This is a genomic window from Nostoc sp. XA010 (genome assembly GCF_020829625.1).
Taxonomy (GTDB): domain Bacteria; phylum Cyanobacteriota; class Cyanobacteriia; order Cyanobacteriales; family Nostocaceae; genus Nostoc.
Window position 1 is genome coordinate 25,011 of record NZ_JAIVFX010000003.1, and the last position, 13,900, is coordinate 38,910.

Below are 13,900 nucleotides of genomic sequence, written 5' to 3' on the forward strand. Positions count from 1 at the left end.
TCTATCCTATGGAGGATTTTAAACAAAATATCAATAAATATTCATATAGTTATTTAAAGATTATGTAATCTCAGTATTCAAACATGACGTTGTAAGGCTGATAACTCAACACATTACCGTCTATCGGAGGTGACACAACCAAAAAAGGAATGTCATCATTAGGAGATGTACCTTTGGGCAGTGAAGTCAAGTAGACGAAATATTTATTAATATTATTAATAGGAAGTGTAAATTTAGCGTCAGGAGTCAGAAAAAATTCTTCATGGCAGGTATTTCGCATCAATCATCAAATTTTTCACCAATAGAACAGAAGATAATGAAAGACAAAGAACCATCAGACTCTAAGGAATTCGTCGGAAATCTCAAGAATGGAATCTGGCTGTTTGGCTTGTCATCCTGGGTATTCGGCATTACTGATCGCAGTATTGCTTCATTTGCGGATGGCTATCTATCTGCTTTGGATTTGACGCAAATATTCACAGCCGCTACGTTCTTTGTGGCGTGGCTATTTTTGAAACCGGCATCTAGAGTTTAAGAGCGGCGACTGGTTGAATATCGGGTCACTTTTAACGCTAGTCATGTCAAGATTCGGAAACTTATCTCCAGTAACAATATGGGGAATTTTTCTTCTTCGCAAATTTCGTAAGAGAGGCAGAGATTTTCACCAAAAAATTGCTTGACTCCCAGACTTAAAAATCCATCTGGCACGTAGGCGTAGCCCGTCGTAGACATTGCTGGTATATTCGGGTCATACTAAACTGCTATATCAGCCCCGAAAACCAGTCCATTCGATCTGCCCATGACATAGCTAGTAAGGCTTTAAGCAAACTAGGGTGATTTTTTTTACCATGCAGACTTATTAAATTGTAGCTAGATTGGATCTTTTTCCTTTTGAAGTCAGAGTTCTAGCTTTTTTATTTTGGTGTATCTAAAAAAATTTTCTAATTTTCCGGAATTGATTATGCTCAGGTGGTAGTCTCTATCAGACAAGCGATTTATACTGAAACTCTATAACGAAACCTTCGGGGTATATAACCCCATATTAAAAGCCCAGTCTTCATGACCGGGCTTTTTTGACAATTACGAGTTAGAAATTATTTTTAACTCCTAACTACTGATTAAATTAGGCAAAGGCAGCAGTTGTCACATCGTTATTCGACAGAATTTCTTGCAACTCTTCAGCGTCTACCGTTTCTTTATCAACTAGCATTTGCGCTATCTGATCTAAAATGTGGCGGTTGCCGATTAACACTTCTTTAGCGCGTGTATAGGCTACATCCACAAGTTTACGGACTTCTTCATCAATGGCGGCGGCGGTTTCTTCAGAGAAATCACGCTCTGACATGATATCTCGTCCGAGGAACATGTTACCTTGTTGACGACCAAGAGCAACAGGGCCTAAGCGATCGCTCATCCCAAATCTGGTGATCATCTGACGCGCAACCCGTGCTACTTGTTGGAGGTCATTAGAAGCACCAGTGGTAACTTCTTCTTCACCAAAGATTAATTCTTCTGCAATTCGACCACCCAAAGCCACAGCCATCTGATTTTCCAGATAAGCGCGGCTGTATAAACCTGTGTCCATCCGGTCTTCGCTGGGGGTAAACCAAGTTAAACCACCTGCACGACCACGAGGAATGATGCTAATCTTTTGCACAGGATCGTAGTCTGGCATTAAAGCACCAACTAAGGCATGACCAGCTTCGTGATATGCTACCAAGGTTTTGCGCTTTTCGCTCATTACCCGGTCTTTCTTCTCTGGGCCAGCTAATACGCGATCAATAGCATCGTTGATTTCATCCATCGAAATCTCAGTCAAATTCCGGCGGGCTGCCAGAATTGCGGCTTCATTCAGCAGGTTGGATAAATCTGCGCCAGTAAATCCAGGGGTACGACGGGCGATTTTATCCAAATCCACATCTTTTGCCAAGGTCTTGCCACGGGCGTGAACCTTGAGAATTTCGCTACGTCCGGCATAGTCGGGACGGTCTACCACAACTTGACGGTCAAAGCGACCAGGACGCAATAGGGCTGCATCTAGAACATCAGGACGGTTGGTAGCAGCAATAATGATGATGCCAGTATTACCTTCAAAGCCGTCCATTTCTGTGAGCAACTGGTTGAGGGTTTGTTCCCGCTCATCGTTACCACCACCTAAACCTGCACCACGTTGACGACCTACGGCGTCAATTTCATCGATGAAGACGATACAAGGAGCATTGGTCTTAGCTTGTTCAAATAAATCGCGGACGCGGGATGCACCCACACCTACGAACATTTCGACAAATTCTGAACCGGAGATTGAGAAGAAGGGTACACCTGCTTCACCAGCTACGGCACGAGCTAGGAGGGTTTTACCTGTACCAGGAGGGCCAACTAACAGTACACCTTTAGGAATTTTTGCACCAACGGCAGTAAAGCGATCAGCGTTTTTCAGAAAGTCTACAACTTCGTTTAATTCCAACTTGGCTTGGTCAATACCAGCTACATCGCCAAATGTCACCTGAGTTTGTGGTTCCATTTGGACTCTAGCTTTGGATTTGCCAAAGTTCATCGCTTGGCTACCTGGGCCACTTTGAGCGCGACGTAGCAAGAAGAATAAGCCAACCAAAAGCAATACAGGGAAAAATAAGCTGCTCAGTGCCTTAAACCAAAATCCTTCGTCGGTTTGGGGCAAAACAGAAATATCAACGCCTTTAGAAGTCAGAGTATTAATCAAGTCTGGATCGTTGACTAAGGTAACAATCCGTTTAGCTGGGTCATATTTGGGTGTAACCAGTGCTGTAGAGCGGTCTGCACTCAAACTGACTTTTTCTACTCTGCCTTGCTGAACTTCTTGAATAAAGCGACTATATCGCCATGTCTCTCTGCTTTGGGGTTGTTTGTCAAAAAATGCTGTTCCCAGCGCAATGACGACAATAAACAGCAGCGCGTACAGCCCTGCATTTCTCCATCTTTTATTCACTAAGGTCTATCCTCCGGTATTTTTCGCGCGGTCGCCTAGCGTCTCTGATCACAAAGGTGATTATTAAGAATTATGTTAACTTATCTTAAGATATAACAAATTTGGCGTGGCTGTCATGCTAAAAAAAGCTCCCTTATTAGCTGAAAACTTTGATGGTAGGGATTATATTGTAGCGACCCTGAAGGCTGATGAACGGTATGAATGGGAATAATTTCTACCACACTATTAGTGTAGGCGATCGCTTCAAAGCCCTGCACTAACTCCAGGCTCCAAGGTTCTTCCTGCACTGGCATCTGGTGGTTTTGCAACCAGTTTACAAGTTGCGATCGCACAATTCCCGGCAAAATTCCGGCCTTTATTGGTGGCGTATACCAACTGCGATCGCGCCATCCCCAAAGGTTGCCTGTGCTAGTTTCTAGCCAATTTCCTTGAGCATCAACTAATATTGCTTCTTGAGCATCTAAACTAGTTTTTGCTAACCAAGCACTCAAATAGTTTCCAGTTTTATGAGAGGGGAGAGAACGATAAAATTCCGAACTTGCAACAGCGCAGTATATACCATTATTTTGTTTTTCTGTCAAATCTTGTGGTAATAATCTGCCAGTTATCCACTCCCGTCCATCGGGAAAGAGGGTAATTCTGAGAACGGGGAAGTGTCTGAGGAGAATTTGAGCGCCTTGGCGTAGACGCTTCCAATCTGGTTGCTGCCAATTAAAAGATTGTACTGAGAAAAGTAAGCGATCGCAGTGTGCTTGCCAATTAGTTAAATTACTATCTAGCGAGTTCTGATAAACCCGCAATGTTGTAAAAACAGTCGCCCCATAAAGTAAGCCCGGATCATTAATGTTTAACTCTAGGGTTTGGGAGTGAATTAATTTACCGTCATACCAAAAAATATTATTTGTCACAACCAGATTGCTTCGTCGCTACAACTCTATTGAAAAGTGATGACTTGTAATGTTCATACGCTGCATGAGGTAAAACCTGTGGGCTGCAAATCGCTGAACACCAGAATCAAGACTCAGGTATTTACACTCATGATTTCTTGCATATTCAATTAGCCACTGAAATAACTGTTGACCATAGCTATGTGACCGATTAAACTCATCAACGACTAAATCATCAATGTATAAAAACTTTCCCAATGCTAAACAACTAGAAATGCGAAATCCAGCCACTGCCAGAGTCTGCTCCTCTATTTTTAAGAATGCAAGTTGATATCTTTCTTTCATTTGATATCGAACTTGTTCTAGAAACTTATCTTGCTCAAGTTGAGGGCGCAACTGGGAAATAACAGGAAAACACCCTAATATTTGAAAGTCAGATTCTGCCAATTGTATTGACATCAGTGTTAACCTGCTCAATCATGTGTGAAAAATTTGAACCCTATTGGGCGAATATAATTTGCTACTACACTTGCACCAATCCGTCAGTCCCTTCCCTACGGGATGCTGCGCGAACGGTGAAGTCAAAATTCAAAATTCAAAAGTCATAACTAATAATTTAATCTTTGGGGGGAAATACAATTTTATGATTACCTTCAGGAATTGTAATTACTTTTCCTCCCAAAGCTTCGATTTCCCTAATTGCGCGTTTCTGAGTTCTTTCATCAACGTGATTATTTAAAACCATTGCCCAAGTGGAAATTTGAGCATATTTACTATTAGGATTTCGACCCAGAAATTCAGCAGTTTTTTGGGAAGTATTAGCGATCATCTGACTCTCTTCATCTGAAAACTTACTAGCCCAGTTTGCCGCCGTTGCAAAAGACTGTTCGGCAGCTTTAGCGTTGCCTAAAAATAATAACTCATCAACTCCTTTATAACGCCATATATAATAAGACTTTTCGGGAACCGAGGGAGATAGGGATTTTAAGCCTTTCTCTGATAGTGCGATCGCACGTTCTGGCATAGCAGCATACAATGAAGTACTGATAGAAAGACTGCGATACGCTGCTAAAAATCGTGGGTCACGTTCTAGGATGATTTCAAAATACTCTGGACTTAAACTGTAACCTGTTTTATCTCGAACTTCATCATCTCCGAAATATTGGAGAAAATTGAGATATACCAAATCTGCAATGAAATTATTATAACCAAAAGTAGGCGTTTTTTTGAGAAAATTAAGACGGATATTTTCAGACTGTATTTCTTTTTTTAAAGTTTCTAAAGACGCAGATTGCTTGGTATTTATTAGTTTTTGCAATTGGGGGAATTGAATCAAGCCAACTCCTAAAATACACATACAAATTACAAAAGGTGTAGCAATGGCTTTACGCGACAACAACATATTTTTCTTGTCTTCCCAGGCATAAGCAACTCATTGTATACAATATACTTCTTGTAAAATTACTCAGCCATATAATCACAGGAGAACATACATCAAGGCACTACCCTACCCTTTAAAAGACCAAGTAAGAGTAAACAAGCCTATCTTTCCTCAAGAAAAACCGAAAACAGGTAAATCAGCAAACTCCGCATAAGATTTAGTAATATATTATACTTGATTTTAATAAGTGATATAGCGCAGAATTTACACTTACTTATTCGGAGCATCTAGTAAATTATTTTCTTTTTTGAGATGAAATTAGTTTCTAGAAATTCTGCTTTGCTTTTCTTGAGCAACAAGTTCTGGTTCTTGCGTTAATTTTATGGTAAAAATCAAAATAGCTTTTAAATTATTGAAGCATGAAACTCTTTATAGACAATAATTTTCAGAGTTTTAGATATGTTGAAATATGGGAAACGATATAGTTGTATTTATAAAATGCAAAAGTTTTAGCGATAATTATGAAATTTGCCGTAGCTCAAATTCTTAATCTTCCAGAGATGAAAGTGTTGGATTTTCAAGAAGTTGAAGGAGTAGGAATAATTATAACGATTAGGTTTATTGATGTTAATGCCTTATTATTGCCGTTTATGTCGCTGATCACACCAAAACTTGGCGAGTAAATTTTAAGTTTTATAGGGCCCCGAGTTGGGAAACTCATCATACGTGGGTTACTGTAATGATGAGTATTTAACAATTCAAAATTTAAAAATAATTTTTCACGTAAGTGTATAAATTTTATTTTTACTGTTTAAAAATTTGCTAACACTGTTGAGCGATCGCTCAATTTTATTGAGTATTTATCACTAATATTTGCACTGCTAAATCCGGTAGCGCTAATTTTTTGTTAGTACACAAACAAGCTTGTCGAGAATGAATAAGTTTAGTGATCGCACGCAGTACTTATTCGCTGAAACCCTGCCAGAGTAGCAGCCTTGATGCAGGAGGTCTATTTTACTGAGTATAAAAAATATTAAAGAAGTTTAATTAATCTATCATAAGCTTAGTATTTTCTGGACTTTGTAAAAAATTGTAACAATAACTAATGCTTCGCGTAAAACTCACGGTCTGAACCCGATATAAAACTATAGCTATGTTGGTGTTTCATATATGGTCAACCATGATTTACAGATGTTCATAGGGAGTTCATCAAGTTAAAAATGCTTTTGATAGTTCAAACACTCACTTTTTTCTGCAACATTACTGCTAGATAAAATTAGCTCTGTCTTAATCGAGTAAAAATAGTTCTGTCATCGGCAAAGGTCTCTTGCAACAATCCCGGATGGTACGGCTGAGGACAAGGGCATTGCGATCGGAAACAAGGTTGCCCAGCAGATACTGAATAACCGGAAAAATGATGGTTCAAGTACTGCACAAGTGCCATACACGCCGGGAACTGGCTTTGGGGATTGGAAGCCAACTTTTAGCGATGGTGAAACAACAAATAATACTACTAATTTTGCACCAGCATTATTGCCCCAGTGGGGTCTAGTAACTCCCTTTGCTATAGACAGTGTTATCCTGTTTCGTCCGGATACTTTCCCTGAGTATGGTAGCCCTCGCTATACAAGAAATTTTAATCAAGTTAAGGCGCTTGGCGCTGAAAACAGCACTGTTCGCACCGCAGATCAGACAGAAATTGCCCAATTTTGGGCTTACGATCACGGCGATACTTTCAGGCCACCAGGTCAGTTGAACGAACTTGCACAAGAAGTAGCATTGGCTCAAAACAATACTCTGGAGGAGAATGCCCGTTTATTTGCGTTGCTGAACATTGCCCAAGCTGATGCGGGTATTGTTGGGTGGGATGCAAAGTACGTCTATGAGCAATTGCGCCCAATTACTGCAATCCGCAATGCCGATCAAGACAATAATCCAAATACGATTGCCGATCCTAATTGGGAACCTCTACTAGATACCCCACCATTTCCAGATTACATATCTGGGCATTCTGTATTTAGCGGTGCATCTGCCGAAATTCTGAAACTTTTCTACGGCGCTGATAACATCAGTTTTGACATTCCTTCACAAGAATTACCTGGCGTTGCTCGCTATTACGGTAGCTTTTCACAGGCAGCCCAAGAGGATACTGATAGTCGGCTTTATGGTGGCGTCCATATCGAAACGGCGACTATAGACGGGGTGCAAGTGGGTAGAAATATCGGCAGCTTCGTGTTTAATAACTTTTTGACTCCGGTTTAAATATACTCACAGAATTTTAGATTTTAAATTTTGGATTTTGGATTAAAGATTCAAAATCCAAAATTTAAAAAGGTCTGAGAGCAAGTGAATTTAAACACGAGAATGAATCTGCCAACATTGCCTAGCGATCGCCCAATCTTCTTGAGTATGAATAACTAATACCCGTACTGCTGAATCGGGTGTGGCAATATCCTCATCAACAGGCTGCTGCTGATTTTTTTCAAGGTCAAGTTTCAGTCCTATAAATCCAAAAGCTTCACAGGCGGCTTGGCGAATTTCCGCAGAGTGTTCACCTACGCCTGCTGTGAACACTAAAGCATCTAATCCGCCCAAACTGGTAAGCATTGCACCGATACTAGAACGTAGGCGATGTACGTAGATATCCCACGCTAGTTGAGCGCGGGAATTGCCTTGAGCGTTGGCATTGCCCGTCGTAGACATCGCTTCTCTTACCTCACGCATATCGCTAGATACACCTGAAATTCCCTTTAACCCAGAAGCTTTATTTAATATATGATCCAACTTTTCGACGGAATAATTGCAGTAACGCAACAGATAAATCAGAATCCCTGGATCAACTGAACCAGAACGACTACCCATCATCAATCCTTCTAGGGGCGTGAATCCCATTGTGGTATCAATGCTGCGACCGTTTTTAATTGCCGCCAAAGAGCAGCCATTGCCCAGATGACAGGTAATTAACCGCTCAGGGGGAACATCTTGACCGAGAATTTGGGCAGCACGTTGAGAACAGTATTGGTGACTGATACCATGAAACCCATAGCGACGAATTCCTTGTTCTACCCACTCATAAGGACCGGGATAGATTGCTGCTGCATCGGGTAGGGTGGCATGAAATCCGGTATCAAAGACAGCTATTTGGGTGACATCTTTTAAGATTTTTTCAATTGCTTCTATGCCTGATAAAGCGGCTGGATTATGTGCTGGAGCTAGGTTAGATGAACGAGCGATCGCCTGTTTAACATCCTCATTAATTACCACACTATCTCGATAATCCTCTCCACCATGTACTATCCGATGCCCCACCACATCAATTTCTGACAACTGATCAATTACCTTGGTATCACCATCACTAAGTGTATTGAGCATATAGGTGAGGTGTGCCTGTGGAGAATCACCAGAGATTGATTCTTGTAGTGTTGCACCCGTACCAGTTTTCACATCAATTTCTGCCACACCGCGATCTTGAGTCCAGTTGATTTTCCCTTCCCAAAGGGGTTGGGCTGCTTGGGTAAAGAAAGCCTCATCTGCAATCTCATACAAACAACTCTTTTGGCTGCTCGATCCGGCATTCAGCACCAATATTTTCATATAACAACATAAATATATGACCTCATTTGATCATGTCAGCAAGTGTAACCTTATGCTTCTACCTTCCCTATAGGCATAATAATATGTCGCAAAGGTGCGCTTCCATCGCTAAAATTTTTTTGAATCATTTTTTAAAGCGATCGCTCACAGATTTTCTACGAGGCAGCTACCTCCTGATTAGCGGCACATTTTCAGCCAGAAGACTTTGATATTCTTTTTCGGAGGTGTCTAATACTCATTAGATTCAAGGTTTTGTTTCATCTCAATACCAACACCACGAGCAGCCGGATCTGAACTTTGTAGCAGTGTACTTGAAACATTCTGCTGCTCAACTTGGCTTCGGTTTTGACTAAGCTTATACTTACCTTCCAAGCGTGTAACAGTTATTTCAAATCCTACAATGCCATTCATCATACCTTCACGAAATCCCTCAGATAAACTGTGCCAATGCGATTTGTAGTTAGCTTCGTAGGTATCTATCATATCGTTTATCATTTGGTTCATTGATTCTGGAGATTCATTGAGCATGATGACTTTGGGAATACCATACGCGTGAACGGCAATATAGTTCCACGTTGGTACACTCTCATACTTTTCATACAAGGTAGGAGAAATGTAAGCGTGCGCTCCGGTGAAGATAACAAGTAACTCAGTCCCAAGAGCTTGCGATTGAGGATTTTGCTTTGCCAGATGACCAATTAATTTAACAGCATCCCCTTGCATTACAATGACGAGAGGAACATGTGAAGCATAAGGTACACCGTCTATAATCGATACCAACGTAGCGAAACTATTGGCTCTCATAAAGGCGATCAATTTATCAACATTATCTTCTTGAAAAGCAATTGGTCTATACATGGCGACTTAAGGTTATTATCAACTCATAAAAATCCTCTAGCTCTCATTCGTATAGCAAGCGGAGAATGCTCAACTCTCACTCCCTCTTTTGTCAATTCGGCAAACCATCAACCCGCATCAAATCCAATTCTCGTTCAAATATTTCATCAATTGGCAACATTTGACCATCAATAGTCATAAATTCATGGTCTTTTGTTGCCCGAATCAATGAACCATCTTCCAAACAATACTCAAACACCTCTTGTTGTCCGCGATCATGCCACTGTGCTATAGGTTGGGTGTAAATATTTCCATTATTATCAACGCTGTACACAGTACATTCAATGCGTTTTTCTACAATCTCTCCAATGGGCAACAATCCATATTCTACTGTCAATATTTCCGTGTCATAGCTTAGACAATATTCAGCAAACTTCAACATTTGCTCAAATAATTCATCCGCAACTTTTTTCTGTACACCATTTTTAGCTGCGCCATCCACGAATTTCTCTCGCTGCTTTTGCATCTCAGAAACTTTCTTTTTACCCATCGCCCGACGTAGCAAATCAGCTTGTCCTAAAGAATACCCAGCCATATCCTGAGCAATTTTCATGATTTGCTCTTGATAGACCATAATTCCATAGGTTTCGTCTAATATGGGTTCTAAAATGGTGTGTTGATAATCAATCTTTTCTCGACCGTGTTTGCGGTTAATAAACTTAGGAATCAGCCCTGCATCTAATGGTCCCGGTCGATAGAGTGCCAAAATTGAAGAAATATCTTCTATATTAGAAGGCTTCAAATCTCGCACAATCTGACGCATTCCAGAAGATTCTAATTGAAATATTCCTTCTAACTCACCGGCTTCTAATAATTCATAAGTTTTTTGGACATCTTTAGGTAGACTGCTATGTTCACCTTTAGCTAATATCTTCTGGGCTTTTCTTTCCTGGCGGGGAATTTCATCAGGATCAACCCGATATCCTCTGGTTTCTTGAATCAAATCAACGGTCTTTTGAATTAGCGTTAGGTTCCGTAAACCCAGAAAATCCATTTTCAACAAACCCATTGATTCCAAGTCTTCCATGAAATATTGGGTAATTACGGAACCATCATTATTCTTTTGTAGTGGCACAATCTCATCAAGTGGATCGGCAGAAATCACCACACCTGCTGCATGAACACCAAAGGTTTTGTTAGTTCCTTCAATTCGCATCGCCATATCAAGCCAATGGCGAACATGGGGTTCTTTATCATATTTCTCTTTAAACTGCGGTTCTGGAGTTTTATCGGAAACCATCACCTTGAGTTTAGTTGGTTTCCCCCGCACTACAGGAATTAATTTCGCCATTTTGTCAGCTTCCCCATAAGGAATATTTAATACTCTGGCGACATCTTTCAAAACGGCTTTAGAAGTTAGGCGGTTAAAAGTAATAATTTGGGCAACTCTATCTGCACCATATTTCTCAGTTACATATTCAATAACTTTATCCCGTTGTTCAATACAAAAATCCGTATCAATATCAGGCATGGATTTCCGCTCTGGGTTCAAAAAGCGCTCAAATAGTAGCCCATGATGCACAGGGTCTATATTAGTAATTCGCATCGCATAAGCAACTAATGAACCAGCCGCAGAACCGCGGCCTGGCCCTACAGGAATGTTATTATCTCTAGCAAATTTGATGTAGTCCCATACAACTAAAAAGTATTTGGAAAAACCCATCTGCTGAATCATTTTCAGTTCGTATTCCAATCTTTCTTTATAGACGGAATCAACTTCCTGACGAGATTTGCGATTTAAACGTTCTAAAAGTCCACTCCATGCAACATCTTCGGCGTAAGTGTCAGCAGTATGACCAGAGGGGATCGGGGGAGTAGGAATTTGTGGCTCACCCATAATATGGTAAGGCTCGACTTTATCGGCTACTTCTTCAGTGGTAGCGATCGCTTCGACAATTACATCATCCGGCAAATGGTCACGAAATAGCTGCTGCATCTCCTCACCAGATTTGAGATACTCTGTGCCGCTATAACGCATCCGCTTATCTTCAATAATTAGTTTGCCAGTTTGAATACATAGCAACGCATCGTGGGCTTCAACGTCAAAACAAGAGATAAAATGCGAATCATTGGTAGCAACAATTTTAATCTCTAGTTCCCGCGCAATTTTGACGATTTCAACATTCACAATCCGGTCTTCTTGGGAACCGTGGTCTTGAATTTCTAGATAATAATCATCACCAAATACATCTTTATACCATTGGGCAACTTTCCGGGCTGCATCTGGTCTATTACTGAGAATCGCTTGGGGAATTTCTCCACCCAAACAAGCGCTGGTGACAATCAAGCCTTCATGATATTGTTTTAGTAAATCTTTATTAATACAAGGACGAGAAAAAATTCCTTTGCCTTGAACACCTTTAAGGTGAGAAATTGTGGTTAATTTGACTAAATTTTTGTAACCTTTAGTATTTTTAGCTAAAACGACTTGGTGATATTTGGGACGGCGTTCTTGTTTTTCAATATCGCCGTTAATGATATACATTTCATTGCCGATAATCGGCTTAATATTTTGACTACGGCAGATTTTGATTAGTTCAACAGCTCCATACATGACACCATGATCGGTAAGAGCGATCGCTTTCATTCCCAGTGCGATCGCTTGATCTACCAACTCTGGTAGCTGACTTGCCCCATCGAGTAGACTGTAGTCACTATGAATATGTAAAGGCACAAAGGACATAAGCATCTCCAACCACAAACCAAGATATCTTTAGGGGCCTACCTTGTGGTGTACCCTTCTGAGCTAGATTTTGCAAACCAACGGAATCTTAGATTAACAGTTTTTACCTAAAATTAAAGCTGTTCTTTTTCCGAAATTATCACTGTCATAAGTGTTGTTTTAATAGTTACAGCAGTTCATCAGCATCTAACTAATGAGTCAAACAGAGAGTACTACTTCGGCTAAAACCAAAGCTAGCCCTTGGTGGCAGCGTATCCCTCTCACATTGCAAATTCTCATCGCCCTAGTAGCCGCAGTCAGCGTTGGAATTGCTCTTGGTGCGGGGAATCCCAATCCAAGCAATGCTACCTTAATCAACAATTTAGCAATTCCGGCCGAGTTAGTGCTAAAAGCTCTCCGCGCCCTAGCTACGCCCCTGATTTTGGTAGCGGTGCTGCACACCTTAATGACTACGAATATCCCTGGTACAGCTGGACGGCGGTTGGCAGTACTACTTTTAACTAACACTACTGTAGCTATTTTAATCGGGCTTCTCGTAGCAAATGTGCTGCGTCCGGGCACTTGGGGCAATGTAGCCACCTCAACAACTACAGAAATAACTACTCAAAGTCTTGATCCTTGGGGAATACTCAAAGATGCTGTACCGGAAGCTGTTCTGAAGCCATTAGTTGATAATAATGTAATTCAACTAATTGTGATTGCCCTGAGTTTTGGCATCGTTCTGCGGGGATTAAAATCTGAACAAATTGCCCAAGGTAAGAACGCATACCAGCCGATAGAGGATGTCATCGGGATTTTGTTTGAAGCGGTAGTCGGTGTCCTCAACTGGGTAATTGCCTTAGTACCTTTCGCAGTCTTTGGGATTGTTGCTAAAACAGTTGCTCTGCAAGGATTTGCACCGTTTAAATCTTTGGGCGCATTTATCGTGGCGGTGCTGTTAGCACTGGCATTGCAGGCGTGCTACTATCTCACCAGAGTAAAATTTGGTTCTTGGGTACACCCGCTAAAATTCCTAGCTGGTGGTTCTGATGCTTTTTTGGCAGCTTTCTCAACTTCTTCCTCTGCGGCGGCAATGCCTATAACCTTTGAGGTTTTGCAAACAAAAGTCGGTTTAAGAGAATCTTCTGCTGCCTTGGGGTCATTAGTAGGGGCAAATTTCAATAATGATGGCACTGCCCTCTATGAAGCAATGTCTGCGTTGTATATTTCCCAACTGATTGGGCAACATCTAAGTCTGGGGCAGCAGTTAATTGTCATCCTTACCTCAATTTTTGCATCTGTAGGTGCGGCGAATATTCCCAATGCTGGACTGGTAACGATGACACTGGTGTTCACTTCTGTAGGCTTACCTACTCAATACATTGCTTTGCTAGTTACTATCGACTGGTTTCTGGATCGCTGCCGCACCGCAATTAATGTTATGGGAGATATGACTGTCAGTGCTTTACTTGATGGCAAAAAGCCTCGTTCTATAGACGAGGCTTAGTTTTACG

Annotated in this window: 12 protein-coding genes; 4 read left to right on the plus strand and 8 right to left on the minus strand. The window is 41.0% G+C overall.

Features of this window, described 5'->3' with window-relative positions; genetic code table 11:
• Positions 1 to 70: 70 nt before the first annotated feature.
• Positions 71 to 280 carry a hypothetical protein gene (locus tag LC608_RS05565; RefSeq protein ID WP_229552591.1) on the minus strand — a complete coding sequence of 70 codons (210 nt, stop codon included), beginning with the start codon at positions 278 to 280 and terminating at the stop codon, positions 71 to 73.
• Between the two features lie 36 nt (positions 281 to 316).
• On the opposite strand from LC608_RS05565, the gene LC608_RS05570 reads away from it, so the two are divergent.
• Positions 317 to 535, plus strand: a complete 219-nt coding sequence (locus LC608_RS05570) for a hypothetical protein (RefSeq protein WP_229552592.1) — start codon at positions 317 to 319, stop codon at positions 533 to 535.
• A gap of 588 nt (positions 536 to 1,123) precedes the next feature.
• Here LC608_RS05570 and ftsH3 read toward each other — a convergent pair.
• From ftsH3 to LC608_RS05590, 4 genes are all read right to left on the minus strand, one after another.
• The gene (gene ftsH3, locus LC608_RS05575) at positions 1,124 to 2,965 is read right to left on the minus strand and encodes an ATP-dependent zinc metalloprotease FtsH3 (protein WP_229552593.1); all 1,842 of its coding nucleotides are present in this window, start codon (positions 2,963 to 2,965) and stop codon (positions 1,124 to 1,126) included.
• 113 nt (positions 2,966 to 3,078) lie between these two features.
• Positions 3,079 to 3,873 carry an aminotransferase class IV gene (locus LC608_RS05580; protein ID WP_229552594.1) on the minus strand — a complete coding sequence of 265 codons (795 nt, stop codon included), beginning with the start codon at positions 3,871 to 3,873 and terminating at the stop codon, positions 3,079 to 3,081.
• Between the two features lie 18 nt (positions 3,874 to 3,891).
• Positions 3,892 to 4,311 (minus strand): GNAT family N-acetyltransferase, encoded by a 420-nt coding sequence (locus LC608_RS05585; protein WP_229552595.1) that lies wholly within the window; start codon positions 4,309 to 4,311, stop codon positions 3,892 to 3,894.
• A gap of 157 nt (positions 4,312 to 4,468) precedes the next feature.
• Positions 4,469 to 5,254, minus strand: coding sequence for a hypothetical protein (locus LC608_RS05590; RefSeq protein WP_229552596.1), 786 nt, complete (start codon positions 5,252 to 5,254; stop codon positions 4,469 to 4,471).
• 500 nt (positions 5,255 to 5,754) lie between these two features.
• Here LC608_RS05590 and LC608_RS05595 point away from each other — a divergent pair, with 500 nt between their 5' ends.
• Entirely contained in the window at positions 5,755 to 5,916 is a 162-nt protein-coding gene (locus tag LC608_RS05595; RefSeq protein WP_229552933.1) for a hypothetical protein, read from the plus strand.
• A 754-nt stretch (positions 5,917 to 6,670) separates the two neighbouring features.
• Complete coding sequence (locus LC608_RS37205; RefSeq protein WP_229552597.1) at positions 6,671 to 7,495, plus strand: vanadium-dependent haloperoxidase; 825 nt, start codon at positions 6,671 to 6,673, stop codon at positions 7,493 to 7,495.
• Positions 7,496 to 7,585: 90 nt separating this feature from the next.
• On the opposite strand, the gene LC608_RS05605 is transcribed toward LC608_RS37205, so the two are convergent.
• The 3 genes from LC608_RS05605 to LC608_RS05615 all read right to left on the minus strand — a co-directional run bounded on the left by LC608_RS05605 (position 7,586) and on the right by LC608_RS05615 (position 12,407).
• Positions 7,586 to 8,827 carry an acetate kinase gene (locus tag LC608_RS05605; RefSeq protein ID WP_229552598.1) on the minus strand — a complete coding sequence of 414 codons (1,242 nt, stop codon included), beginning with the start codon at positions 8,825 to 8,827 and terminating at the stop codon, positions 7,586 to 7,588.
• A 228-nt stretch (positions 8,828 to 9,055) separates the two neighbouring features.
• Positions 9,056 to 9,685 (minus strand): FMN-binding negative transcriptional regulator, encoded by a 630-nt coding sequence (locus LC608_RS05610; RefSeq protein ID WP_229552599.1) that lies wholly within the window; start codon positions 9,683 to 9,685, stop codon positions 9,056 to 9,058.
• A gap of 91 nt (positions 9,686 to 9,776) precedes the next feature.
• Positions 9,777 to 12,407, minus strand: a complete 2,631-nt coding sequence (locus LC608_RS05615) for a DNA polymerase III subunit alpha (protein ID WP_229552600.1) — start codon at positions 12,405 to 12,407, stop codon at positions 9,777 to 9,779.
• 193 nt (positions 12,408 to 12,600) lie between these two features.
• On the opposite strand from LC608_RS05615, the gene LC608_RS05620 reads away from it, so the two are divergent.
• Positions 12,601 to 13,893, plus strand: a complete 1,293-nt coding sequence (locus LC608_RS05620) for a dicarboxylate/amino acid:cation symporter (protein ID WP_229552601.1) — start codon at positions 12,601 to 12,603, stop codon at positions 13,891 to 13,893.
• The last annotated feature ends 7 nt before the right edge of the window (positions 13,894 to 13,900 follow it).

Bases quoted from the DNA above. Each gene is read 5' to 3' on its own strand.
- LC608_RS05570 (WP_229552592.1), top strand. From the start codon at position 317: ATGAAAGACAAAGAACCATCAGACTCTAAGGAATTCGTCGGAAATCTC.
- LC608_RS05595 (WP_229552933.1), top strand. From the start codon at position 5,755: ATGAAATTTGCCGTAGCTCAAATTCTTAATCTTCCAGAGATGAAAGTG.
- LC608_RS05590 (WP_229552596.1), bottom strand. From the start codon at position 5,254: ATGTTGTTGTCGCGTAAAGCCATTGCTACACCTTTTGTAATTTGTATG.
- LC608_RS05565 (WP_229552591.1), bottom strand. From the start codon at position 280: ATGCGAAATACCTGCCATGAAGAATTTTTTCTGACTCCTGACGCTAAA.
- LC608_RS05585 (WP_229552595.1), bottom strand. From the start codon at position 4,311: ATGTCAATACAATTGGCAGAATCTGACTTTCAAATATTAGGGTGTTTT.
- LC608_RS05605 (WP_229552598.1), bottom strand. From the start codon at position 8,827: ATGAAAATATTGGTGCTGAATGCCGGATCGAGCAGCCAAAAGAGTTGT.
- LC608_RS05620 (WP_229552601.1), top strand. From the start codon at position 12,601: ATGAGTCAAACAGAGAGTACTACTTCGGCTAAAACCAAAGCTAGCCCT.
- LC608_RS05610 (WP_229552599.1), bottom strand. From the start codon at position 9,685: ATGTATAGACCAATTGCTTTTCAAGAAGATAATGTTGATAAATTGATC.
- LC608_RS05615 (WP_229552600.1), bottom strand. From the start codon at position 12,407: ATGTCCTTTGTGCCTTTACATATTCATAGTGACTACAGTCTACTCGAT.